Annotated in this window: 21 protein-coding genes; 11 read left to right on the top strand and 10 right to left on the bottom strand. The window is 61.3% G+C overall.

The window, feature by feature from the left end:
- Positions 1 to 83 precede the first annotated feature (83 nt).
- The 4 genes from GYH29_RS16570 (at position 84) to GYH29_RS16555 (ending at position 5,007) form a co-directional block, all read left to right on the top strand.
- On the top strand, positions 84 to 1,070 hold the full coding sequence (locus tag GYH29_RS16570) for a TerC family protein (protein WP_019101283.1): 987 nt from the start codon (positions 84 to 86) through the stop codon (positions 1,068 to 1,070).
- Between the two features lie 186 nt (positions 1,071 to 1,256).
- Complete coding sequence (locus tag GYH29_RS16565) at positions 1,257 to 1,976, top strand: response regulator (RefSeq protein WP_161524154.1); 720 nt, start codon at positions 1,257 to 1,259, stop codon at positions 1,974 to 1,976.
- Positions 1,973 to 3,424 (top strand): ATP-binding protein, encoded by a 1,452-nt coding sequence (locus GYH29_RS16560; protein ID WP_019101285.1) that lies wholly within the window; start codon positions 1,973 to 1,975, stop codon positions 3,422 to 3,424. The genes GYH29_RS16565 and GYH29_RS16560 overlap by 4 nt, the downstream gene beginning before the upstream one ends.
- Positions 3,425 to 3,921: 497 nt before the next feature.
- Positions 3,922 to 5,007, top strand: a complete 1,086-nt coding sequence (locus tag GYH29_RS16555; RefSeq protein WP_019101286.1) for a porin — start codon at positions 3,922 to 3,924, stop codon at positions 5,005 to 5,007.
- Positions 5,008 to 5,093: 86 nt separating this feature from the next.
- Here GYH29_RS16555 and GYH29_RS16550 read toward each other — a convergent pair whose 3' ends face one another.
- Positions 5,094 to 5,990, bottom strand: coding sequence for a LysR family transcriptional regulator (locus GYH29_RS16550; RefSeq protein WP_019101287.1), 897 nt, complete (start codon positions 5,988 to 5,990; stop codon positions 5,094 to 5,096).
- Positions 5,991 to 6,139: 149 nt separating this feature from the next.
- Between GYH29_RS16550 and speB the strand changes: the two genes are divergently transcribed.
- Both speB and GYH29_RS16540 read left to right on the top strand, forming a co-directional pair.
- Positions 6,140 to 7,090, top strand: a complete 951-nt coding sequence (gene speB / locus GYH29_RS16545) for an agmatinase (protein WP_198001589.1) — start codon at positions 6,140 to 6,142, stop codon at positions 7,088 to 7,090.
- Positions 7,091 to 7,159: 69 nt separating this feature from the next.
- Positions 7,160 to 8,527: a sodium:solute symporter gene (locus GYH29_RS16540; protein WP_161524153.1), complete on the top strand. Its 1,368-nt coding sequence runs from the start codon at positions 7,160 to 7,162 to the stop codon at positions 8,525 to 8,527.
- Between the two features lie 11 nt (positions 8,528 to 8,538).
- Here GYH29_RS16540 and GYH29_RS16535 read toward each other — a convergent pair whose 3' ends face one another.
- From GYH29_RS16535 to GYH29_RS16510, 6 genes are all read right to left on the bottom strand, one after another.
- Positions 8,539 to 8,844 (bottom strand): hypothetical protein, encoded by a 306-nt coding sequence (locus GYH29_RS16535; protein WP_019101290.1) that lies wholly within the window; start codon positions 8,842 to 8,844, stop codon positions 8,539 to 8,541.
- A gap of 12 nt (positions 8,845 to 8,856) precedes the next feature.
- Positions 8,857 to 9,726 carry a hypothetical protein gene (locus GYH29_RS16530; protein ID WP_161524152.1) on the bottom strand — a complete coding sequence of 290 codons (870 nt, stop codon included), beginning with the start codon at positions 9,724 to 9,726 and terminating at the stop codon, positions 8,857 to 8,859.
- A 187-nt stretch (positions 9,727 to 9,913) separates the two neighbouring features.
- Complete coding sequence (gene lipA, locus GYH29_RS16525; protein WP_019101292.1) at positions 9,914 to 10,861, bottom strand: lipoyl synthase; 948 nt, start codon at positions 10,859 to 10,861, stop codon at positions 9,914 to 9,916.
- A complete protein-coding gene (lipB, locus tag GYH29_RS16520; RefSeq protein ID WP_019101293.1) occupies positions 10,858 to 11,481 on the bottom strand; it encodes a lipoyl(octanoyl) transferase LipB in 624 nt (207 codons plus the stop codon). The genes lipA and lipB overlap by 4 nt, the downstream gene beginning before the upstream one ends.
- Positions 11,482 to 11,497: 16 nt before the next feature.
- Positions 11,498 to 11,764 carry an HP0495 family protein gene (locus tag GYH29_RS16515; RefSeq protein WP_019101294.1) on the bottom strand — a complete coding sequence of 89 codons (267 nt, stop codon included), beginning with the start codon at positions 11,762 to 11,764 and terminating at the stop codon, positions 11,498 to 11,500.
- A gap of 328 nt (positions 11,765 to 12,092) precedes the next feature.
- Positions 12,093 to 13,238, bottom strand: coding sequence for a D-alanyl-D-alanine carboxypeptidase family protein (locus GYH29_RS16510; protein ID WP_019101295.1), 1,146 nt, complete (start codon positions 13,236 to 13,238; stop codon positions 12,093 to 12,095).
- Between the two features lie 228 nt (positions 13,239 to 13,466).
- Here GYH29_RS16510 and ilvA point away from each other — a divergent pair, with 228 nt between their 5' ends.
- Together ilvA and GYH29_RS16500 are read left to right on the top strand one after the other, a co-directional pair.
- On the top strand, positions 13,467 to 14,996 hold the full coding sequence (ilvA, locus tag GYH29_RS16505; RefSeq protein WP_043594274.1) for a threonine ammonia-lyase, biosynthetic: 1,530 nt from the start codon (positions 13,467 to 13,469) through the stop codon (positions 14,994 to 14,996).
- Between the two features lie 63 nt (positions 14,997 to 15,059).
- Positions 15,060 to 15,707 (top strand): HAD family hydrolase, encoded by a 648-nt coding sequence (locus GYH29_RS16500; RefSeq protein ID WP_019101297.1) that lies wholly within the window; start codon positions 15,060 to 15,062, stop codon positions 15,705 to 15,707.
- A gap of 64 nt (positions 15,708 to 15,771) precedes the next feature.
- On the opposite strand, the gene GYH29_RS16495 is transcribed toward GYH29_RS16500, so the two are convergent.
- The gene (locus tag GYH29_RS16495; RefSeq protein WP_019101298.1) at positions 15,772 to 16,902 is read right to left on the bottom strand and encodes a M14 family metallopeptidase; all 1,131 of its coding nucleotides are present in this window, start codon (positions 16,900 to 16,902) and stop codon (positions 15,772 to 15,774) included.
- A 140-nt stretch (positions 16,903 to 17,042) separates the two neighbouring features.
- Positions 17,043 to 17,597, bottom strand: a complete 555-nt coding sequence (locus GYH29_RS16490) for a phasin family protein (protein ID WP_019101299.1) — start codon at positions 17,595 to 17,597, stop codon at positions 17,043 to 17,045.
- Between the two features lie 199 nt (positions 17,598 to 17,796).
- On the opposite strand from GYH29_RS16490, the gene phaR reads away from it, so the two are divergent.
- Complete coding sequence (gene phaR, locus GYH29_RS16485; RefSeq protein WP_019101300.1) at positions 17,797 to 18,363, top strand: polyhydroxyalkanoate synthesis repressor PhaR; 567 nt, start codon at positions 17,797 to 17,799, stop codon at positions 18,361 to 18,363.
- Between the two features lie 302 nt (positions 18,364 to 18,665).
- A complete protein-coding gene (locus tag GYH29_RS16480; protein WP_161524151.1) occupies positions 18,666 to 19,967 on the top strand; it encodes a tetratricopeptide repeat protein in 1,302 nt (433 codons plus the stop codon).
- 93 nt (positions 19,968 to 20,060) lie between these two features.
- Here GYH29_RS16480 and GYH29_RS16475 read toward each other — a convergent pair whose 3' ends face one another.
- Positions 20,061 to 20,567: a TIGR00645 family protein gene (locus tag GYH29_RS16475; RefSeq protein WP_232060412.1), complete on the bottom strand. Its 507-nt coding sequence runs from the start codon at positions 20,565 to 20,567 to the stop codon at positions 20,061 to 20,063.
- 397 nt (positions 20,568 to 20,964) lie between these two features.
- Between GYH29_RS16475 and rimO the strand changes: the two genes are divergently transcribed.
- On the top strand, positions 20,965 to 22,290 hold the full coding sequence (rimO, locus tag GYH29_RS16470; protein WP_039754865.1) for a 30S ribosomal protein S12 methylthiotransferase RimO: 1,326 nt from the start codon (positions 20,965 to 20,967) through the stop codon (positions 22,288 to 22,290).
- Positions 22,291 to 22,345 lie beyond the last annotated feature (55 nt).

Below are 22,345 nucleotides of genomic sequence, written 5' to 3'. Positions count from 1 at the left end.
GGCAGCGGGGGCGGCGTTTGTGAATTCAGGCCCCGGGGCGGTTCGCTCGGCCCGGGGCCTTTCTATTGCCGAAAGGAATGCTTATGGAATGGTTGAGCGCTGGTTTTGCCGGCTATCCCTTGTGGGTGTGGCTGATGTTCATGGCCATCGTGCTGGCGCTGCTGGCTTTTGATCTGGGCGTGCTGCACAAGGAGGAAAAAGAGATCGGGGTCAAGGAAAGCCTGATGCTGTCGGCTTTCTACATCGGCGTCGGTCTGGCCTTCGGCGGCTGGATCTGGTGGTATCAGGGCGCGGACGCCGGCATGCAGTATCTGACCGGTTATGTGGTGGAGAAGTCGCTGTCCATGGACAACGTCTTCGTGATGTCGCTGATCTTCTCCAGCCTGGCGGTGCCGCGGCTGTATCAGCACCGGGTGCTGTTCTGGGGGATTCTCGGCGTGATCGTGATGAGGGCCTTGATGATAGGCCTGGGCGCGGCGCTGGTGGCGCAGTTCCAGTGGGTGCTGGTCTTGTTCGGCCTGTTCCTGATCGCCACCGGGGTCAAGATGCTGTTTTCCGACGACGAGCACGCGCCCATCCAGGAAAACCGCATGTACCAGTGGCTGCGCGGCCATTTGCGGCTGACGCCGGACTTGCACGGCAAACAGTTCCTGGTGCGCGGTGAGAAGCATGGCTTGGCGCGTGGCTGGTGGGCGACGCCGCTGCTGTTGGCATTGATCATGGTGGAGAGCGCCGATCTGGTGTTCGCGGTGGACAGCATCCCGGCCATCTTCGCCATTACCCAGGACCCGTTCCTGGTGTACACCTCCAACATCTTCGCGATTCTGGGCCTGCGCGCGCTGTACTTCGCGTTGGCTGCGATGGTGCATAGGTTCCATTACCTGAAGTACGCTTTGTCGCTGGTGTTGGTGTTGATAGGCGTCAAGGTGGGCCTGGTGTTCTTCAACGACGCGGGTTGGGTAACGTTCAAGATCCCCACTGCTTGGTCCCTGGCTGCGACACTGGGCTTGCTGTTGGCGGGCGTGCTGTATTCGCTGCACAAGACGCGAGACCAGAACCCCAACGATTGAGGTAGGCGCATCGTCAGCGGCGGAGCATGGCCCCGAGGGCGAGAGAGAAGCCGGTCACGCGCGATGCGCGTGGCCGGTTTTTTGTAAACCTTGTGTAAACCTTTCTCATTTGCCCACGATTTCTCCCTCAGCCCGGCGGGTGGGCGCGGTATCCTAATAACAAAGCCGCAATGGAGAAAAGCTGTTATGACTGTCGATTTGCCAAGACTGCTGGTGGTGGATGACGACCCCGATTTGCGAGATCTTCTGTGTGACTACCTGGGTAGGCAGGGTTTCGCCGTCGACGCCGTCGGCGATGGTCAGGCCATGCATCAGGCGATTGCCGCGCAGAACTACAATATGTTGATCCTGGACCTGATGTTGCCGGGCGAGGATGGTCTGACCCTGTGCCGCAACTTGCGCGAACGTTCCTGCATGCCCATCCTGATGCTGACCGCGCGCGGCGACGAATTGGATCGCATTATCGGCCTGGAAATGGGCGCGGACGATTACCTGACCAAGCCGTTCAGTCCACGCGAGTTGCTGGCGCGGATCAAGAGCATTCTGCGCCGGGTATCGGATCAGCCTGCGAATACGGCCAGCGTGCGCCGGTTGCGCTTCGCCGGCTGGACGCTGGATCTGAACGCCCAGCATCTGCTGGATGAGGCCGGCGTGGTTACCCCGTTGTCCGGCGGCGAATTCAAGCTGTTGCAAGCCTTGGCGGAAAACGCCAACGCGGTGATGTCGCGCGATCAACTGATGGAGGCGATGAACGGCAAAGAAGCCGGACCCTTCGACCGCACCGTAGATGTGATGATAGGACGGGTGCGCCGCCGGCTGGGCGAGGACGCGCGCGAGCCCATGCTGCTCAAGACCATACGCAGCGGCGGCTACATGCTGGCCTGCGAGGTGGAAGCGCTGAGATGAAGTGGTTGCCGCGCACATTGTATGGCCAGATTTTGTTGACCTTGGTGGGGGGCTTGCTGCTGGCCAACGCCTTGGGCATCTATTTCATACTCAGCGACCGCGATCGCTTGAGCAATTCCTTGCGCGTGCAATACACCGCGCAACACATCGCCGACATTGTCAACCTGTTGGACGAGTGTCCGAGCAAATATCGGGAGCAGGTGATTTCCGCCTTGAACCAGCCCACGCTGCTGGTGCGCATGGACCGGTTCTGGGAGCGGCCGGAAAATCCGTTGAGCTTACATGGCCGTTCGTTTCAGCAATTGATCAAGCGCGACCTGATCAAGCCTTACCCGCTGCAGGTGCTGTCCAAGCAGCAAGACTCGTCGGCAGGCGGTCGCGCGGCCTTGATCGAGAAGGTTGGGGGCCTGGGGTTGAAGAATTTCACGCCCACGCGGGACGCTGGCGTCGCCGGCTCCATTGTGAGCGAGGAGTTGACCGCGCTGGGCCCGCTGGCCGAGTTCAAGACCCACCTTGCAACGGTACAGGCTCGACTGAGCGACGGCACGGTGCTGACCTTCAACGCTTCGCGGCCGATTTCGCTGGCCGATCAACCTATCCGTATCTTGGCTTGGCTCTTGTTGGTGGCCTTGACGGCGGCGATCCTGGGCGCCTGGGCAGTGCGGCAGTTGATTCGGCCGCTGGATCTGTTCGCGCGCGCGGCTCGTGGCCTGGCCAGCAACCTTAATCAGGCACCCTTGCCGGAAACCGGTTCCGAAGAGGTGGCTGAAGCCGCTAGAACCTTCAACCGGATGCAGACCGAGTTGCAGCGCTTGCTGAAGACCCGCAATCAGATGCTGGCCGGCGTATCGCACGACCTGCGCTTGCCCATCACGCGCATCCGCTTGCGTCTGGAGGGCTTGGCCGAATCGTCGGAAAAACAGGCGATCGAGCGCGACCTGCTGGAAATGGACCAACTGATCAATGATTCGCTGACCTATCTGCGAGGCGGCTGCGGCAGTGAGGGGGTGGTGAAGCTCAATCTCAACGCCTTGTTGGAAAGCGTGGTGGAGGATATGGAGGCTTTCGGCGCCGACATCCAGTTGCACAGCGAGCCGGTAGCCCCGGTGGCCGGCAAGGTCGGCGCCTTGCGCCGCTGCCTGGGCAATTTGCTGGAGAATGCTCGCCGCTATGGCGGCGGGGCGATCGAGGTCAGCCTGCGGCAGCGGGAGGACTGGGTGGAGGTGCGTATTCAGGATCAGGGGCCGGGCATCGCCGAAGCCGACCTGGAGCGGGTCATGGAGCCTTATGTGCGTCTGGAGGACTCCCGGGCGCGTCATACCGGGGGCAGCGGTCTGGGTCTGGCGATCGCGCGGGCGATTGCGCGAGACCACGGAGGCGACCTCAAGCTTAACAACCGACCGCAAGGCGGCTTGTGCGTGCAACTGACTTTGCCGGCCGGGCATTGACAGCATTTTGATCTTACAGCCCAGCCGCGCTAGCGCGGCTTTTTTCTTGTCCCGTTGCCGGGGGGCCATGAAGGGGATGAATAGCCGTCTGGTGTCTTTGTATCTACCGAATTCTCAAAATTTACGATGTGTTCACACTTTATTTACATTAAAGCCGTATTGTAAATGGACTTTTACAAAGTGATTGATTACAATCAGTGTCAGAATTCACTGATACAGATTCTTTTTCGCTTCTTTGAATTCGAGTCAAGTCTATCCAATCTTAAGCCCGCCGCGTGCGGGCATTTTTTTGCTCAAATGCTTGTGGTTAATGAATTTTAACAAGTTGTGAGTGAAACTTCGCCTGAGTGTTCCAGTCTGATTGCCTGAAGTCTGATGTTGTTTTTTTGACACTACTGTTGTTTAATGACCACAAGTTTGCATGGCTAGTTGCAAATGTGAAACACAGCAACTAGTATTCGCTCACTTCCTAAGTAAACAAGAAGGATAGCCACATCATGAAAAAAAGTCTGATCGCTCTGATGGTTGCCACTCTGCCGGCAGCCGCTTTCGCCGACGTAACCGTGTTCGGTACCATCAAAGGCGGCGTTGAATACGTCGACAGCAGCAAGGGCACTAAGCAAACCAATATCGACGACCTGGGTTCGCGTATCGGTTTCAAGGGCAATGAAGATCTGGGCAATGGCCTGAAAGCCATCTGGCAAGTTGAAACCGGCTTCGGCATTGACGGCCAGAGCCGCACCGGCGAAAGCAGCGGTTCCTTCGCCAGCCGCGAATCCTTCGTGGGTCTGTCCTCCAACTTCGGTACCTTCCGTCTGGGTCACCTGGCCAACTACGGCGAGTCCGACATGGCTCAAGTTAACCCGTGGGAAAGCAGCAGCAACGCGCTGCAACTGAACGCCTTCACCCGCGGCGACGGCTATGTTAAGAACGCCGTGCGTTTCGACACCCCGGAATTCGCCGGCTTCAAGGCCGCCTTCCTGTACGGCACTAAAGAAGACAAGCGTGGCTTTGATGCCTCTGGTAACCCGAACGTTGTTCAGAACACCGATCGTGAAACCTACAACCTGGGCCTGTCCTACGAGAACAGCGGCTTCTTCGGCAAGTACCAGTTCATCCACGAAAGCCCGACTGTTGCCGGTCTGAACCTGAGCAGCAAGGCTAACAACAAGCACCGCATCGAAGCTGGCTACAACGCCAACAACATCTTCGTGGCGCTGGGCTATCGCAATGACAAAGGCGACTTCTCCGTTACCCCGTTCAGCTTCTTGAGCGACAGCAGCGCTGTTAACAACAGCAAGTACGAGTCGCAAGAATACGCGCTGACCGCCGGCTACCAGATCGGCGCCTTCATGCCCAAGTTCACCTACGCTCAGTCCAAAGACTACAAAGTTGATGGCGTGAAGAAAGACGACAGCGGCTACAAACAGTACCTGCTGGGCGTTGATTACAGCCTGTCCAAGCGCACCGTTATCGGCGCTCAGTACGGCGAAATCAAGGCTGATAGCGCTTTCCTGAAGAGCAATAGCAACAACACCGACAAGATCAAGGCCTTCGGTCTGAACGTCGTACACAAGTTCTAAGCGTTACGGGCTAGACGTAAAGCTGCGAACAGTTTGGAATGCCGCCCCTGGCAACAGGGGCGGCATTTTTCATGTCCGGCGCGCGGCTAGGCGTGGGCGGCGACGAGGTCGGCGACGAAAGCCTGCAGCGTCGGATTGGGATGGCCGCGTTTGCGGGTGACCAGCTGGAATTCGGCCAGATAGCGCCAGCGCGCCGGGTCCAGCGCTCGCAGCAAGTCCCGCTCCGCCAGCGGCGCGGCATAGTGTTCCGGTAAAAAGCCCAGATGTTGGCCGGACAAGACCAGCGCGGCGATCGCCTCCATATTGTCGGCGCGGGCGCTGATGCGCCAATCCCCCACCGGCAGCCCGGTATCGGGCAGCGGATAGCTGCGCCAGGCCCAGTCGTGCGCGGCCAGATCGGCGGGGCCCAGCGCTCCGGCTTGCGGGAATAGCGGGTGGTCGCGGCCGCAGTAGGCCTGCTGCTGTTCGACGAACAGCGGTTGGTAATCCAGCTGCGGCGCGCGATGCCAGCAATAGCCGATGCCCAGATGAATGCCGCCCGATAGCAGCGCCTCCTCCAGGCCGCCCGGCGGCAGCATGGACAGAATCAACTCCACCGCTTGCGGCCGCGCGCGAAAGCGTCGGATCGCCGTCGACAACCGCGCATTGGTGCCCAGCGCGGTATGGCCGATCACGCCGATGCGCAGTTGTCCGACCAATTGCCGGTCCAACTGACGGGCTTCCTGACAGAACACTTCAATCGATTCCAGCAGCTGCCGGCTGGCGGTCAGCAGGCGTTCGCCCTTGGTCGTCAGCGCGAAGCCGCCGCGGCCGCGTTCGCACAGCCGATAGCCTAGCCGGGTTTCCAATGCCGCCAACTGATTGCTGATGGTGGACTGGCTGATGTTCAGCGTGCCCTGCGCGGCGGAAACGCCGCCGGCCTCGACTACGGCCTGAAACACGCGGATCAGCCTCAAATCCATGCTGCTCAAGGTATTGATCATGGGCCTCCGCGCCGCTTGGCGCTAAGGGTGGGAATGGACTGATTAATACATTCATTTCCATCCATGTAAACCGTGGCGCTTGGTGATATTAGCCGGGGAGACGGCCGCATAGACTGCGTGATCCTATCCATCAAGACGCAGGAGGTCTTATGTCCGCCCCTTTGCTCAACCAACCGCTGAGCGGTAATGCGATGCCGCGTTTCGGCGGCGTCGCCAGCATGATGCGCCTACCTCTGCCCGACAGCGCCGCCGGCCTGGACGCCGCCTTCATCGGCCTGCCGCTGGATATCGGCACCTCTAATCGCAGCGGCACCCGCTTTGGCCCGCGGGAAATCCGCAGCCAGTCGGCGCTGCTGCGCCCCTACAACCTGGGTAGCGGCGCGGCGCCGTTCGAACGGCTGCAAGTGGCTGATCTCGGCGATGTCGCCACCAATCCCTATAACTTGGCGGACAGCGTGGCGCGGATCGAGGCGGCCTATGATCTGGCATTGCGGCATCCGGTACGTTTGCTGGGCATGGGCGGCGACCACACGGTTACCTTGCCGGCCCTGCGCGCCCTGGCGCGCAAGCATGGTCCGCTGGGCTTGGTGCACGTGGATGCTCACGCCGACGTCAACGACGAGATGTTCGGCGAGAAGATCGCGCACGGCACCACCTTCCGCCGCGCCTGGGAGGAGGGGCTGCTGGCCGAGGGGCGGGTCGTCCAGATCGGCCTGCGCGGCAGCGGTTACGGGGCTGCGGACTTCGACTGGTCGCGTCAACGCGGGTTTAGGGTGGTGACGGCGGAGCAGTGCTGGCATCGCTCGCTGGGACCGCTGATGGCCGAGGTACGTGCGCAAATGGGCAAGACGCCGGTGTATCTGAGCTTCGATATAGATGGCATCGACCCAGCGTTCGCGCCCGGCACCGGCACGCCGGAAGTGGGCGGCCTGAGTTCGATGCAGGCGCTGGAGATCGTGCGCGGTTGCCGGGGCCTGGATCTGGTGGGCGGCGATCTGGTCGAGGTGTCGCCGCCGTATGACGCCAGCGGCAATACCGCCTTACTGGGCGCCAATCTGTTGTTCGAGATGCTGTGCGTCTTGCCCGCGCCGGCGCGCTAAGCCGCGCAGACTCCATGCACGCGAGCGCCGGAGAATGCGCCGCGGACCCGAGAACAAGAGGAGAACGAGATGAGTCTGGATCTATTGACGGTGGCCGCCTATATCGGCGCCATGTTGTGGCTGGGCTGGCTGGGCATGCGCCGTGCCAGCGACCGGGAGCAGTATTTGGTGGCTGGGCGCAATCTGGGGCCGCTAATGTATATGGGCACCATGGCGGCGACGGTGCTGGGCGGTGCTTCCACCGTGGGCACGGTCCGGCTGGGCTATGTTTACGGCATTTCGGGTTTTTGGCTGTGCGCCGCGCTGGGCAGCGGCATCGTGGTGCTCAATCTGTTTCTGGCCAAGCCACTGCTGCGCCTGCGCGTGTTCACCGTCACCCAGGTGTTGGAGCGCCGCTATCATCCGCTGGCGCGCAAAGCCAGCGCGCTGGTGATGCTGTCCTATGCCCTGATGATCTGCGTGACCTCGGTGCTGGCGATAGGCACGGTGATGCAGGTGCTATTCGAATTGCCGTTCTGGCTGGCCGTCATCATCGGCGGCGGAGTGGTAGTGGCTTACTCCACCATCGGCGGCATGTGGTCGCTGACGCTGACCGACATCGTGCAATTCGTTATCAAAACGGTTGGCCTGATGCTGGTGCTGCTGCCAATCTGTTTGTGGCGGGTGGGAGGCTGGGAACAGTTGGCCGTCCGGCTGCCGGCGTCCGCGTTCAGTTTCGCGGGCCTGGGCTGGGGGACGGTGCTGACGTATTTCCTGATCTATTTTTTCGGCATCATCATAGGCCAGGACGTGTGGCAGCGGGTGTTTACCGCGCGCGACGGCAAGGTGGCATGCTTTGCCAGCAGCGCCGCCGGCCTGTATTGCTTGTTGTATGGGCTTGTTTGCGCGTTGATCGGCATGGCGGCGCGGGTGTTGTTGCCAGAGTTGGAGAATCCGAACAATGCCTTCGCCACTGTAGTCAAAGGCGTGTTGCCGGACGGCGTGCGCGGCCTAGTGATCGCAGCGGCGTTGGCGGCGATGATGTCCACCGCCAGCGCCGCCTTGCTGGCCGCGTCGACTACTCTGACCGAGGATTTGCTGCCGGGGGAGAGGGCCGGTTTGTGGCGCAACCGGGCGGCCACCTTACTGGCCGGCGTCTTGGTGCTGGCGCTGTCGATGTGGGTGAATGACGTGATCCAGGCGCTGACTCTGGCCTACAACCTGCTGGTGGGCAGCATGCTAGTGCCCCAGCTGGCGGCGATTTGCTGGCCGCGGGCCACGACCACTGGCGCTGTAAGCGCGATGCTGGGCGGCTTGGGCACGGCGGTGTTCTTCATGCTGAGAGATGGTTTGGATGCCAATACACCGATTTATTTCAGCTTGCTGACCAGCGCCGGCCTGATGCTGGTTCTGAGTCTGGCGGACGGCCGCGCGCGGCCGTATCCGGCGCAGAAGTAGCCGCTGGCTTATCAGGCCAGCAGCTTGGCCACCGCGCTTATGGCCTTGGCGGTCAGTTTGATGGCGTCGCCCACGCGTTGCAGCTGCCGTCCTGCGTGGTCGGCGGCATCCGTCGCCGCCTGCAGCGCGGCTATAGCGTGTTGGAAGTTTTCTGTGTCGGCGTTCAAGTCCCGCGCTATCAGCGCCAGGGTCTGGTTGGCCAATTCATCCTGCTGCGCCAGCAGGGCTCGGCTGTCCGCGCCCAGGCTGGCGACCGCCAGATTGTTGATGCGGGATGCCAGGCCGCTGGCAAGCTCGGTCACTCGGTGGCTGTCCATATGCTGCCTCCTTTATTTGGCGGGCAGATCGCGATAAAAGTTGCGCAGCCGCCTGGCTTCGGCGGCGAAGTCGCGCAGCGCTTGTAGTTTGGATTGAGGCGCGTCCAGGCTTTGCAGCAACTGTCGATTGGTGTCGGGGAAAGCCTGAATCGCTTTGTCGCTGGCTTGCAGCGCGGCCTCGATCTGTTCGAATTCGCGCAGCCGGTCGGCGATGGCGAGGTCGAACTGATAGCGCTCCCAGCTGCCGTAGCGCGGCCGGCTGAAGTTGGCGTGACGCAGCAGGCTGTCCCTGAGCACGCTCAGGTAGCCGGGCAGCGCGCTCAAGGCGCGGTGGCTGCTGGCGGCCAGCAATTCCAGCCCGGGCTGGGCGATGGTCATGGTGTTGCGCAACGCGTTCTTACGTTGCGCCATCGTGAGTTGGCGGCCCAGCGCGTCGGCCGCGGTGGCCAGAATCTTGGCGGCGGTTTCGTCGCCGCCGCGCAGTTTCAGGTCCTGGACGCTGTCGGACAAGTCCTGGGCGGCGGCGTCGACCCGGGCTTCTGCCTCGCGGTCGCCGGCGAGGCTGCGCAGGGTCCGGGCGTATTTTTCCAGCGCGTCCAGCGTGGCTTGCAGCTGTCCCAGCGCGGGGCCGAGATCGTAGCTGGCGCCGTTGCCGGCTTGAGGCCTGAAGGTGTCCGCGCGCAAGGGGGCGTTGGGCGCGGTGAGCACCGCGTTGAGGCGGGTGTTTTGCTGGATGCGCGCCAAGGTGTCGGCGGAGCTTTGCGTGACGCTGCGGGCGGCGTCGTCGAAATCGGCGAACGGTTTGTCCGGAGCGTTGTTGGCGCAAGCGGCCAGCAACAGCGGCAACAAGGGCAGCAGGCGGAAGGCGGGACTGACGGACATGGCGCGGCTCCATCGGCAGGCGGGCGCTGGCGCGACCGCGCGGTTTGCGGGATGAAACTTGCGCGGACGCTATGGCGGGCGCATGTCGTGGTATAGACGATCCGTCGTCGTTACGAGCCTGTACCAAAGACATGGCAATGAAAAAGGGAGCCCTGGGGCTCCCTTGCGTCTGCCTGGCTTGGCCCGTTTACACGCCGGCCTCGTGAGCCTGCACGTCGGCGTGGTAGCTGGAGCGCACCATCGCGCCCACGGCGGCGTGGACGAAGCCCATTTCATAGGCTTTTTTCTCGAACATCTTGAACACGTCCGGATGCACGTAGCGCAGCACCGGCAAGTGGCCGTCGGAGGGCTGCAGGTACTGGCCTATGGTCAGCATGTCCACATTGTGGGCGCGCAGGTCGCGCATCACTTCCAGGATTTCCTCGTCGGTTTCGCCCAGGCCCACCATCAGGCCGGACTTGGTGCGAACCTCGGGGTTCTTGGCCTTGTAATCCTTCAGCAATTGCAGCGAGTGCGCGTAATCCGAGCCCGGGCGCGCCTGCTTGTACAGCCGCGGCACGGTTTCCAGATTGTGGTTCATCACATCCGGAGGCGTCTGGCTCAGGATGTCGACGGCCACGTCCAGGCGGCCGCGGAAGTCCGGCACCAGGGTCTCGATCTGGGTGTTGGGCGACATTTCGCGAACCGAGTTGATGCAGTCGGCGAAGTGCTGGGCGCCGCCGTCGCGCAAGTCGTCGCGGTCCACCGAGGTGACCACCACGTATTTCAGTTTCATCGCGGCGACGCTCTCCGCCAGGTGGCGCGGCTCGTCCGGGTCCAGTGGGTTGGGGCGGCCGTGGCCCACGTCGCAGAACGGGCAGCGACGGGTGCAGATGTCGCCCATGATCATGAAGGTGGCGGTGCCCTTGCTGAAACATTCGCCGATGTTCGGGCAGGTGGCCTCCTCACAGACGGTGTGCAGCTTTTGCTCGCGCAGGATCTGCTTGATCTCGTGGAAGCGCTGGCCGTTGGGCAGCTTGGCGCGGATCCATTCCGGTTTTTTCAGCTTTTCGTCCAGCGGGACGATCTTGATGGGGATGCGGGCGGTTTTGGCCGCGCCCTTGTGTTTGACCCCAGCCTGGTTTTCCGGCTTCATGTCAGTTCCTCGGTGCTGTTCAGGAGGCGCTCCAGATGCGGCAGCAGCGTATCGGCGGCGGCGGCAAGGCTCAGCTCCACTCCCAGTTGTTTCAGATCGGTCACCTTGAGGTTGGCGTAACCGCAAGGATTGATGGAATCGAACGGCGCCAGGTCCATGTCCACATTGAAGCTGAGGCCATGGTAGACCGCGTGGTTCTTGATGCGCAGGCCCAACGAGGCGATCTTGGCGCCGGCGACGTATACGCCGGGCGCGTCCACGTCGCCGTTGCCGTGGATGCCCAGTTCCGCCAGCGCGTCTATCACCGCCTGTTCGATGCGGCGCACCAGCTCGCGCACGCCTATGCCCATGCGCTTGAAGTCCACCAGCAGGTAAACCACCAACTGGCCGGGGCCGTGATAGGTGATTTGGCCGCCGCGGTCGGTTTTCACCACCGGGATGGCGGTGGCGTGCAGCAGGTGCTCCGGCTTGCCGGCCAGGCCCTGGGTGTAGACGGGCGGGTGTTCAACCACCCACAGTTCATCGGGGGTGTCGGCGTTGCGGGCGTCGGTGAACGCCTGCATGGCGCGCCAGGTGGGTTCGTAATCCACCCGGCCCAGATGTTTGACGATGCGCGGCACGGCAATCTCCTGGCGCTTAGAGCACCATTTTGACCATCGGATGGCCGGTCAGCGACAGATAGATGTTGTCCAGCTGTTGACGCGAAGTGGCGGTGACGGTGACGGTCAGCGCGTAAAAGCGGCCATTGGAGCTTTCGCGCAGCGTGACGTCGTGGTCGGCCAGGTCTGGCGCGTTGACGCGCACAACCTCGGTGATGGTGAGGACGAAATCCTCGTGGCGCTCGCCCATCACCTTGATGGGAAAGCGACAGGGGAATTCCATGAGTTCCTGTTTTTCAGACATATTCAATCAAATCCACTAAGAACGGGTTTACGATTTCGCGAGCAAGAGCGAGACAAGGCGAAAACCGCTGAGAAAGCGGAGTGTACACACGGTACATGAGCATTTCGAAGGCGTTTTCAACGCTGTATCGCCGAAGCGCAGCAGATCGTAAACAGGTTCTAAAGACGCCGCGCCCGAAACGGGCAAAGGCGCAGCAGCCAGTTGTACTGCAAACCGGGCCATCCGCGCCAATACATTTTACGGTCGTCTTTATTACTAAAACGTCACATCATAATACAGCAGCGGCGTCCGGGCGATGCCCGGCGCCGCGATCAACGGCGGACGCCGTTTATTTCCAGCCCAGCATCAGCTTGATGCTGTCCCACAGCCGGCTGAAGAAGCCGCCTTCTTCCACTGCCTTCAAGGCCACCACCGGGCGCTCGAACAGCGGCTTGCCGTCCAGCGACACCACCAGCTTGCCCACTACCTGGCCGGCTTTGACCGGGGCGATCAGCGGCTGCATCGTGGTCAGATCTGCCTTGAGCTTGGCGGCCTGGCCCTTGGCCACGGTGGCGAAGACATCGTTGGCGAAGCCGACGGAGACGGTTTTGGCCGCGCCCTTGTAGATGGGCAGCTCGGACACCGGCTTGGCTCCGCTATACAGTTTGGGCGTATCGTAAAACTGCAAGCCGTAGTTGAGCAGCTTGGAACTTTCCACCGCGCGCGCCTCCGGGCTGGCGGTGCCCACCACGACCGAAATCACGCGACGGCCGTCGCGATGGCTGGTGGTGATCATATTGTAGCCGGCGCTGTCGGTGTAGCCTGTCTTCATGCCGTCGACGTTGGGGTCGCGGTAGAGCAGCAGGTTGCGGTTGGGCTGCTTGATGTTGTTATAGGTGAAGGACTTGATCGAGTAGATCGGGTAGAACTCTGGGAAGTCGCGGATCAGCGCGCCAGCCAGGATGCCCAGATCGTGCACGGTAGTGTAGTGCTCTGGATTGGGCAAGCCGGTGGCGTTGCGGAACTGGGTGTTCTTCATGCCCAGTTTCTGCGCCTGCTGGGTCATCACTTGTGCGAAGACTTCTTCGCTGCCGGCGATGGCTTCGGCCAGCGTCACGCAAGCGTCGTTGCCGGACTGCACGATCATGCCCTTGATCAGGTCGTCGACTTTGGCAGGCACCTTGGGATCCAGGAACATGCGCGAGCCTTCGGTCTTCCAGCCCTTTTGCGACACCGTCAGCGTTTGCTCCAGGGTCAGCCGCTTTTCCTTCAAGGCCTTGAAGGTGAGGTAGGCGGTCATCAGCTTGGTCAGCGAGGCCGGCTCCACGCGGGAGTCCGGGTCGCGCTCGGCCAGCACTTGTCCGCTGTTGAAGTCGGTCAGGTAATAGGCCTTGCCGGCGATCTCGGGCGCGGGCGGCAGGAAGGCGGCGGAAGCGAAAGAGACGGACGGCAGCGCGATCGCCGCCGCAGTGAGAATGCTGGTGAATGTTTTCATTGTTCCTATGGGCAACGCTGGGGGTTGAGGTCCAAATAGTAGCCGTTGATTATACACGCGGATTGCCGTCTGGTTGCCGCGAAGTGGCGATTTTCTGCGGGCGGGGCGGCTGGAGCCGTTGCGATGCCGCAATGCAACAATCCAATATTATCAAGGCTTCCCGTTCAGTTGGAGTTCCTGCTACTCTGGCAGTTCAAGGAAAATAATGATCGGGACAAAGGCTTTGCCATGCAAGAGAAGCAAGACTATCTGGAACGCATCCTGACGTCGCGGGTTTACGACGTCGCCATCGAAACGCCGCTGGAGCTGGCGCCCAATCTGTCGCGCCGCTATCGCAACACGATTCTGCTCAAGCGCGAGGATCTGCAGCCGGTGTTCTCTTTCAAGCTGCGCGGCGCCTACAACAAGATGGCCAAGCTCAGCGCGGAGCAGCGCGCACGTGGCGTGATCACCGCCAGCGCCGGCAACCACGCGCAGGGCGTGGCCTTGTCCGCCAGCCGGCTGGGCTGCGAAGCCACCATCGTGATGCCGGTGACCACCCCGCAGATCAAAATCGACGCGGTCAAGCAATACGGCGGCCTGGTGGTATTGCATGGGGACTCTTTCAACGAGGCCTTTCTGCACGCATCCGAATTAGCCGCTCAAAACGGTATGACTTATATACCTCCATTCGACGATCCGGATGTGATCGCCGGCCAGGGCACCATAGGCATGGAGATTCTGCGTCAACATCCGGACGGCTTGAACGCGATCTTCGTCGCCATCGGCGGCGGCGGTTTGGCCGCCGGCATCGCCAGCTTCATCAAGCGGCTGAAGCCGGACATCAAGGTGATTGGCGTGCAGCCGGTGGATTCCGACGCAATGCGTCAATCGATTGCCAAGGGCGAGCGGGTGGAGTTGAAGGACGTGGGCCTGTTCGCCGACGGGGTGGCGGTGAAGCTGGTGGGCGAGGAGACCTTCCGCATCTGTCGCGAATTGCTGGACGAGATCATCCTGGTGGACACCGACGCCATCTGCGCGGCGATCAAGGATATTTTCGAAGACACCCGCTCCATCGTGGAGCCGGCGGGCGCTCTGGCGGTGGCCGGCGCCAAGGCCTATGTGGAGCGCGAGGGCTGCGAGAATCAGACCCTGGTGGCGATTTCCTGCGGCGCCAATATGAATTTCGACCGCCTGCGCCATGTGTCCGAGCGTTCCGAGCTGGGCGAGCGGCGCGAGGCCATTATCGCGGTGACCATTCCGGAAAAGCCGGGCAGCTTCAAGCGCTTCTGTACCGTGATCGGCGGCCGCAACATCACCGAGTTCAATTACCGCTTCGCCGATCCGGGCACCGCCCATGTCTTCGTCGGCGTGCAGATCAGCGGCAAGCAGGACCTGGAAGGCATACTCGCCAGCCTGAACGCTCACGAGCTGGAGAGCATTGACCTGACTGATAATGAGCTGGCCAAGCTGCATATTCGTCATCTGGTGGGCGGCCATGCGCCGCAGTTGAAGGACGAGCGGGTGCTGCGCTTCGAGTTTCCGGACCGTCCCGGCGCGCTAATGCGTTTCCTGGAGGCGATGAGCGTGGACTGGAACATCAGCTTGTTCCATTATCGCAATCACGGCGCGGATTACGGCCGCGTATTGGTGGGCGTTCAGGTGCCGGCCAGCGACGATGCCGAGTTCCAGCGCTTCCTCGATAATCTGGGCTATCCCTATGTCGAGGAAACCCAGAATCCGGCTTACAAGCTGTTTCTGGGCAAGACCATACGTTGAACCGGGCCGGCGGGCTGCTTATGGTCGGCAGCCTGACGTCGCGCTCCTTCATTGAAGCGAATCATGATCAAGGCAGTTCTATTCGATCTGGACGGCACTCTGGCCGACACTGCGCGCGATCTGGGCGCCGCGCTCAACCGCCTGCTGGCCGAGGAGGGCTTGCCGCCGCAGCCGTACGCGGCGGTGCGGCCCATCGCCAGCCACGGCGCGCGCGGGCTGGTCAGCCTGGGTTTCGGCATAGACCGCGAACATCCTCGTTTCGAGGAATATCGTTTGCGCTTCTTGGATCACTACGAGCACAGCTTCGCCGACGAGACCGTGTTGTTCGACGGCGTCAACGGCCTGATCCAGGGCTTGGTGGACAAGGGGCTGACGTGGGGCATCATCACCAATAAGCCGATGCGCTTCACTGACCGTTTAGTGCCGTCGTTGCCTTTTATCACGGCGCCGGCGGTGACGGTCAGCGGCGACACCGTGGGCGTGCCCAAGCCGGACCCGCGGCCGATGCGTTATGCGGCCGATCAGATCGGCATCGCGCCCGAGCATTGCCTGTACGTGGGCGACGCCGAGCGCGACATCGCCGCCGGCCGCAGCGTGGGCATGAAAACGGTGTTGGCCAATTGGGGTTACATTGCCGACAGCGACCGGCCGGCGGAGTGGGGAGCCGACCTCGCCATCGATTATCCGCTGCAATTGCTGGATCACGTTTAAGCGGCAATGGAAATGAAAAAAGCCACGGTGTTCCGTGGCTTTTTTGCTTTCGGCCTGATGGCTCTCAGGCGCGCAGGTTTTGCGCTATCGCATAAATGGGGGACAGGGCCGCCTCGCCCAGGCGCAGGCTGCGCTGTCCGCTCCAGCCGAAGTCGTCGTCCGGCAGATTGGCGTTGTCCTTGAACGGCATTTCCAGCGTGAAGGCGAGGCAGCCGAAGTTTTCGCACACCCAGTTGGTGGCGATGGTCATATTGGCCTTGCCCGGCGCGTTGCGCGGGTAGCCGTGCTCGGTCTGGTAGTCCGGGCTGGCCAGCAGCAAGTGGTGGCGGAACTGGTCGGCCAGGGTTTCCAGACGCTCGTTCCATGACGGCACGCCCTCGGTGCCGGCCAGGAACACATAGGGGATGTTCTCATCGCCGTGGATGTCCAAGAACAGGTCCACACCGGTTTCCTGCATCTTGTTGCGCACCGCCAGCACTTCCGGGCTGGTTTCCGCGCTGGGGTTGGCCCATTCACGGTTGAGGTTGGCGCCCGCGGCGTTGGTGCGCAGATTGCCCAACACCGAGCCGTCCGGATTCATGTTCGGCACCACGTAGAAGGTGGCGCGGTCGAGCAGCGCGCGGCTGGTGGGGTCTTGCGGGTCTAGCAGGCGATTGAGCAGGCCCTCGATAAACCATTCCGCCATGGTTTCGCCGGGGTGCTGGCGGGCGATGATCCAGATTTTCAGATCCGATTCCACCTCGTGGCCTATGGTCAGCAGATTGATGTCGCGCTGCTGCACGGTAAAGCCCAGGTCGCTGACCTGACACAGGCCGGAGCCTTGCGCCTGGCCGATCAGGTTCAGATGCTGATCGTAGGAATAGGGTTCGAAATAGGCGTAATAGATGCTGCCGGACAACGGCACATGATCTATCGTCATCACCCCGTTTTCGTAGTGGGTGGGTACGCGGAACCAGTTGATGCGGTCGTAGGAGGCCACCGCCTGGTAGTCGATCCAGCCGTCCGGATACGCGCTTTGGCCGGCGTTCAGAAAGTTGAAGGTGCAGTGCTGATAAGCGGCGCCTTGCACGCGGAAGTAAAACCACTGGGCAAATTCGGCCGCATTGTCGCGGCGGATGCGCAGTTGGATGTCTTCGTAGTTGTCGGCGGAGACGATCTCGATGCTGCCGGCGTCAAAGTTGCTGCTGATTTTCATGCGCTGAACCTATTGGTTTCCTGAAACGTGCTTAACGCGGAGATTGTAAACCTGTCGCCGCTCACATGCCATCCTCCGAAGCAAGGCAAAGAAAAACCCCGTCGGCTGGACGGGGTTGTGCTTTAGCCTTAAAACTGCGCTTAGGCGGTGGGTGCGCGCTTGCTGGCGGTCTTCACTGCATCGGCGGTGGCGCTGGTGGCGGCCTTGACGCTGCTGTCGGTGAATTCCACCACTTGCTGGGCGGCTTTGCTGAAGGTGTTGACCGCGGCGGCGGCGGCGGCCACCGAGCTCTTCACCGCGTTCAGCGCGGCGTCGGAGCCGGCCGGAGCATTCTTGGCCGCGGACTCGATCGCGCCGATCAGCGACTTGTTGAAGCTGCCCAGGTTTTCTTCGGCCAGCTTGGTCAGTTCGCTTTGAGCGGAGGAAACGATGTCGTACAGATTGCGGGAGTTGGCCAGAGCGGTGTCGATGTTCTGGGTGGCCAGCTTGTTCAGATGGCTGACCGCTTCTTGCGGGTCGGTCACGCCGCTCAACTGCTTGGCGATTTTGACGTTTTCTTCCAGCGACTGCTTGGAGATTTCCAGGTTCAGCTTGACCAGACGCTCGGCGCTATCCAGAGTGATTTGCGAAAAGCGGAAAATGGTTTCCAGACCGTTGAGGGACAGCTTGTTCAGTTGCTCATTGCTGATGGACATAATGTATTCCTCCGCTGTGGGGTAAGACCTTAAAGGAGATAGTCTGAATCAAAAATTTTGCACTGCACAATGACGAGTAAATGTATCATGCATTGCAGCAAAAATGGGAGCTTTGACTGAAGATTTACTCTAGCGTGTTGTATTTATGATAAATTGCCGGCACACGGCACACCGTAACAAAATAAACCGGGAGCGTTACATGAGTGTTGAAAAGCGGGTCATCAAAAAGTACCCGAACCGCCGGCTGTACGATACCGCCACCAGTTCCTACATCACCTTGGGGGATGTGAAGCAATTGGTGCTTGATAATGTGGATATTCAAGTCGTCGACGCCAAGAGCCAGGAGGACATCACCCGCAGTGTGCTGTTGCAGATCATCCTGGAGGAGGAGAACGGCGGCATGCCTATGTTCAGCTACGAGGTGCTGACCCAGTTCATCCGCTCTTACGGCCAGGCCATGCAAGGCATGATGGGGCCTTTCCTGGAGAACAATCTGCAACTGTTCGCCCAACTGCAGCAGAAAATGCAGGAACAAACCCGCGCGATTTACGGCGACAACACCATGTTGAACGCTAATCTGTGGGGGGAGTTCATGAAATTTCAGGGGCCGGCGGTGCAGAACATGATGGCCAACTACATGGAACAGAGCACCAGCATGTTCCTGGACATGCAGAACCGGATGCAGGAACAGACCAAGCAACTGTTCGGCGGCTTCGCCTTCCCGGCATACAAGCAGGGCGGCGAGGACGACAAAGACCCGTCCTAAAAACCTGTTTACGACCTGCCGCGCTTTGGCGATGCGGCGTTAAAAACGGCTTCGGAAAGCGGATGAGTTTTCCAAAGCTTCGCTAAGCGCAGCAAAGATTGAGCAGAGGCGGCCGGCTGGGATGGCCGCCTGTCCGTTTCCATCCGCCGCTCCCTTGGAGGGCTTGCCATGCTTACCCCCGCATGCTGGATGCCGAGCGCAGTTGACGGCGTCTATTTCTCTCGAGCGGCGTTCGCCGCGTTTCGTTTTCCCCTGTTTTCATTAGACGATTCAAACCGGTTGAGCCGGCAAGGCGCCGCGACATGTCCGCCGAGGACTTGAACGCTTGCTTGCGCGAGGCGCAGCGCAGTCATTTAGAGGGGGACTGGGCGGAGGCAGAACGGCGCTACCGCTCCTGCTTGCGCGATTGGCCGGCTTGCGCCGCCGCCAAATCCTTCCTGGCTTTCCTATTGCTACAGACTCAGCGTCCGGGGGAGGCTGAATCTTTGTTGAGCGAGGCGATTTGCTCGGAAACAGGCCATGCGGACTGGCATTTCAGCTTGGGCATGGCGCAGGCGCGACAGGGGCGCTTGGGCGACGCGAGGCGGGCTTTCGCCGCGGCTGCGGAGCTGGACGGCGGACAGCCTATGTATTGGACCAACCTGGCCGCCGCCTGCGAGCAGAGCGATGATTTAGCCGCCGCGGAACAGGCTTGCCGGCAGGCGCTGGCCGTGGACGGAGCTTGCGCCGACGCGCACTTTCTGCTGGCCGGATTGTATTTGCGCCAGGAACGCCATGCCGAGGCGCGGCGGCACAACGCGTTGGGCATCGTGGCGCGGCCCGCGGAGCATGGGCCGATTGCGCGCATCGAGGCCTACTGCGAGTTGGACCGGCGCGAAGAAGCCTTGGCGCTGCTGCGCGGCTGGCTGGCGCAGGCGCCGGATGATCCGGTGGCTTTGCACCTGCTTGCCGCCTGCGGCGGCGCGGAGCCGCCGCCGCAATGTAGTCCCGAGTTCATCCGGCGGACTTTCGACGCCAACGCCGAGGCGTTTGACGCGACCCTGGCCAGCTTGCGCTACCAGGGGCCGCAGTGGCTGGCGCAATGCCTGAAGCGGTTGGGGCCGCCAACGGCCGCTCTGGAGGTCCTGGACCTGGGCTGCGGCACCGGGCTGGCCGGCGTTGCGCTGCGGCCGTACGCGCGTCGTTTGCAGGGGGTGGATATCAGCGGAGAGATGCTAGGGCGCGCCGCAGCCAAGAGCGTGTACGACGCCTTGACTCAAGGCGACATCATTGAATTCCTGGCGGAGCTGCCTCCGGCTAGCGATCTGATCTGCTGCCTGGACACCCTCAGCTATTTTGGCGATCTGAGGCCAGCCTTAAACTGGATGGCGCGCGCGCTCAAGCCGGGCGGCCTGTTGCTGTTCAGCATCGAGCGCGCGCTGAGGGCCTTGCCCGAAGGCCACCAGCTGCAGCCCTGCGGACGCTATCTGCATGATCCGGACTGGGTGGAGGCGCAACTGGCGGCGTGCCGGCTGCGACAGGTGGAACGACAGGACATGATGTTGCGAGAGGAGGCGGGGTGTCCGGTGCCCGGCGCCTTTTACTGCGCCGAGCGTTTGGACTGAGCCCACATGTTTACGCCTTGTGAGCCAGAACGAGACAAGGTGTTGCGCTTGGCGAGACCGTTTTAGCGCCGTATCGCCGACGCGCCGCGGTTCCTAGTGCTTGCTTTGCATCAGCTTGTCGGTCCAGGCCATCACCAGCGCGGACAGCAGGAAGGTGCAGTGGATCACCACCTGCCACATCACGCCCTGCTCGGTGAGCGGGTTGCCGGGGCTGCCCAGATTGGATGCGCTGATAAAGGTTTTCAGCAGGTGAATGGAGGAAATGCTGATCAGCGCTAGCGACAGCTTGGTCTTCAGTACCCCGGCGTTCACATGGGAGAGCCATTCCGGCCGGTCCTCATGAGTGTTCAGGCTGTCGATCTTGGAGACGAAAGTCTCGTAGCCGCCCACCACTACCATAATCAGCAGGTTGGCGATCATCACCACGTCGATCAGGCCCAGCACGATCAGCATGATCTGGGTTTCCGTCATGCTGGAGGCGTCGGCGACCAAGTGGATCAGTTCGAGCAGAAACTTATAGACATACACCCCCTGGGCGACGATGAGGCCAAGGTAGAGTGGAGCCTGCAGCCAGCGGCTTGCGAAAATCAGGGACTCCATGCGTGAAACAAGAGTTTTCATATCGGTATTGTGTGAGGGGTTGACGGCTTATAGAACCTGTTCACGATCTGCTGCGCGTTGTGGAGCGTGACACGGTGAGTTCACCTTTGAAATACTCATGTGCCACTCGACCATTCCGTTTTTTCGCTTGCTTTCGCCTTGACTCGCCTTTGCTCGCGAGATTGTAAACCGGTTTTCAGGCCTATATGGAGGCGTCGGATTTTACTATCAAGTGAGGTCGGAAAGGGGAGCGTTGCTAGGCGGCGTCCGCATCCTGCCAGGCGCGGGGCCGGCGAAAACGAATCGACAAGCCCAGACTCCCAACCCCTCGCAACGCTGCGCATCGCCTGTCAAATCGTTGTATACTCTCGCGTTTTTCTTCAGCAAGGCCATCATCATGGCAGACAAGATTCCAAGTATCGGCTTCGTGTCGCTGGGTTGTCCCAAAGCCTCTAGTGACTCCGAGCAGATCCTGACCCGCCTTCGCGCCGAAGGCTACGATATTTCCGGCAGTTACGCCGGCGCCGACCTGGTGGTGGTCAACACCTGTGGTTTCATTGATTCCGCCGTGGCGGAGTCCCTGGATGCGATCGGCGAAGCCTTGAACGAGAACGGCAAGGTCATCGTCACCGGCTGTCTGGGGGCCAAGGGCGATGTGGTGCGGGATGCGCATCCGTCGGTCTTGGCCGTGACCGGCCCGCACGCCACCGACGAGGTGATGAGCGCGGTACATGCCCATCTGCCCAAGCCGCATGATCCCTTCGTCGATCTGGTGCCGGACATTGGCGTGCGGCTGACGCCCAAGCATTACGCGTATCTGAAGATTTCCGAAGGCTGCAATCATCGTTGCACCTTCTGCATCATTCCGTCCATGCGCGGGGATTTGGAAAGCCGGCCGATTCACGATGTGCTGCGCGAAGCGGAGAGCCTGGCCAAGGCCGGGGTCAAGGAAATCCTGGTGATCTCGCAGGACACGTCGGCTTACGGGGTGGATACCAAGTACAAGCTGGGCTTCCACAATGGCCGTCCGGTGAAGACCCGAATGACCGAGCTGTGCGAGGAGCTGGGCCGCCACGGCATCTGGGTGCGTCTGCACTACGTCTATCCGTATCCGCATGTGGACGAGGTGATTCCACTGATGCGCGACGGTAAGATCCTGCCCTATCTGGACATCCCGTTCCAGCACGCTAGCCAGAAGGTGCTGAAGCTGATGAAGCGTCCGGCCAACAGCGATAATGTGCTGGCGCGCATCAAGAAGTGGCGCGAGATCTGCCCGGAATTGGTGATTCGCTCCACCTTCATCGTAGGCTTCCCCGGCGAGACCGAGGAGGACTTCGAAGAGCTGCTGGCCTTCATCCGCGAGGCGGAGCTGGACCGCGTAGGCTGTTTCACCTATTCGCCGGTGGAAGGCGCCACCGCCAACGATTTGCCGAACCCGGTACCGGAAGAGGTGAAGGAAGCGCGCAAAGAGCGCTTCATGGCGGTGCAGGAAGAGATCAGCGCACGTCGCCTAGAGCGCCGCGTCGGTCAGACGATGCAGGTATTGGTGGACGAGATCGACGACGAAGGCACGGCGATTTGCCGCAGCTACGCGGATGCGCCGGAGATCGACGGTCTGGTGTTCGTCGAGGATGCCGCGGACATGCGAGTGGGCGAGTTCTATTCAGTGAAGATCGTCGATTGCAGCGAGCACGATTTGTGGGGCGAGCGCTTACAGTCCTAAGACGCTGATTGGGCCGACCTTCGCGGCGCGTCGCCTTTGGGCGACGCGCCGTTTT

The organism is Chromobacterium haemolyticum (assembly GCF_009936155.1).
GTDB classification, from domain to species: Bacteria; Pseudomonadota; Gammaproteobacteria; order Burkholderiales; family Chromobacteriaceae; genus Chromobacterium; species Chromobacterium haemolyticum.
The sequence above is the reverse complement of the archived record's forward strand: the minus strand, read 5'-3'. Positions and strand labels throughout refer to the sequence as shown.

What these genes read in the sequence shown, in the direction of transcription:
- GYH29_RS16565 (WP_161524154.1), top strand. Translation starts at nt 1,257, where the DNA reads ATGACTGTCGATTTGCCAAGACTGCTGGTGGTGGATGACGACCCCGAT.
- rimO (WP_039754865.1), top strand. Translation starts at nt 20,965, where the DNA reads ATGGCAGACAAGATTCCAAGTATCGGCTTCGTGTCGCTGGGTTGTCCC.
- GYH29_RS16515 (WP_019101294.1), bottom strand. Translation starts at nt 11,764, where the DNA reads ATGTCTGAAAAACAGGAACTCATGGAATTCCCCTGTCGCTTTCCCATC.
- GYH29_RS16555 (WP_019101286.1), top strand. Translation starts at nt 3,922, where the DNA reads ATGAAAAAAAGTCTGATCGCTCTGATGGTTGCCACTCTGCCGGCAGCC.
- GYH29_RS16480 (WP_161524151.1), top strand. Translation starts at nt 18,666, where the DNA reads ATGTCCGCCGAGGACTTGAACGCTTGCTTGCGCGAGGCGCAGCGCAGT.
- GYH29_RS16495 (WP_019101298.1), bottom strand. Translation starts at nt 16,902, where the DNA reads ATGAAAATCAGCAGCAACTTTGACGCCGGCAGCATCGAGATCGTCTCC.
- GYH29_RS16530 (WP_161524152.1), bottom strand. Translation starts at nt 9,726, where the DNA reads ATGTCCGTCAGTCCCGCCTTCCGCCTGCTGCCCTTGTTGCCGCTGTTG.
- GYH29_RS16570 (WP_019101283.1), top strand. Translation starts at nt 84, where the DNA reads ATGGAATGGTTGAGCGCTGGTTTTGCCGGCTATCCCTTGTGGGTGTGG.
- GYH29_RS16560 (WP_019101285.1), top strand. Translation starts at nt 1,973, where the DNA reads ATGAAGTGGTTGCCGCGCACATTGTATGGCCAGATTTTGTTGACCTTG.
- GYH29_RS16550 (WP_019101287.1), bottom strand. Translation starts at nt 5,990, where the DNA reads ATGATCAATACCTTGAGCAGCATGGATTTGAGGCTGATCCGCGTGTTT.
- GYH29_RS16475 (WP_232060412.1), bottom strand. Translation starts at nt 20,567, where the DNA reads ATGGAGTCCCTGATTTTCGCAAGCCGCTGGCTGCAGGCTCCACTCTAC.
- GYH29_RS16540 (WP_161524153.1), top strand. Translation starts at nt 7,160, where the DNA reads ATGAGTCTGGATCTATTGACGGTGGCCGCCTATATCGGCGCCATGTTG.
- ilvA (WP_043594274.1), top strand. Translation starts at nt 13,467, where the DNA reads ATGCAAGAGAAGCAAGACTATCTGGAACGCATCCTGACGTCGCGGGTT.
- speB (WP_198001589.1), top strand. Translation starts at nt 6,140, where the DNA reads ATGTCCGCCCCTTTGCTCAACCAACCGCTGAGCGGTAATGCGATGCCG.
- GYH29_RS16490 (WP_019101299.1), bottom strand. Translation starts at nt 17,597, where the DNA reads ATGTCCATCAGCAATGAGCAACTGAACAAGCTGTCCCTCAACGGTCTG.
- GYH29_RS16535 (WP_019101290.1), bottom strand. Translation starts at nt 8,844, where the DNA reads ATGGACAGCCACCGAGTGACCGAGCTTGCCAGCGGCCTGGCATCCCGC.
- phaR (WP_019101300.1), top strand. Translation starts at nt 17,797, where the DNA reads ATGAGTGTTGAAAAGCGGGTCATCAAAAAGTACCCGAACCGCCGGCTG.
- GYH29_RS16500 (WP_019101297.1), top strand. Translation starts at nt 15,060, where the DNA reads ATGATCAAGGCAGTTCTATTCGATCTGGACGGCACTCTGGCCGACACT.
- GYH29_RS16510 (WP_019101295.1), bottom strand. Translation starts at nt 13,238, where the DNA reads ATGAAAACATTCACCAGCATTCTCACTGCGGCGGCGATCGCGCTGCCG.
- lipA (WP_019101292.1), bottom strand. Translation starts at nt 10,861, where the DNA reads ATGAAGCCGGAAAACCAGGCTGGGGTCAAACACAAGGGCGCGGCCAAA.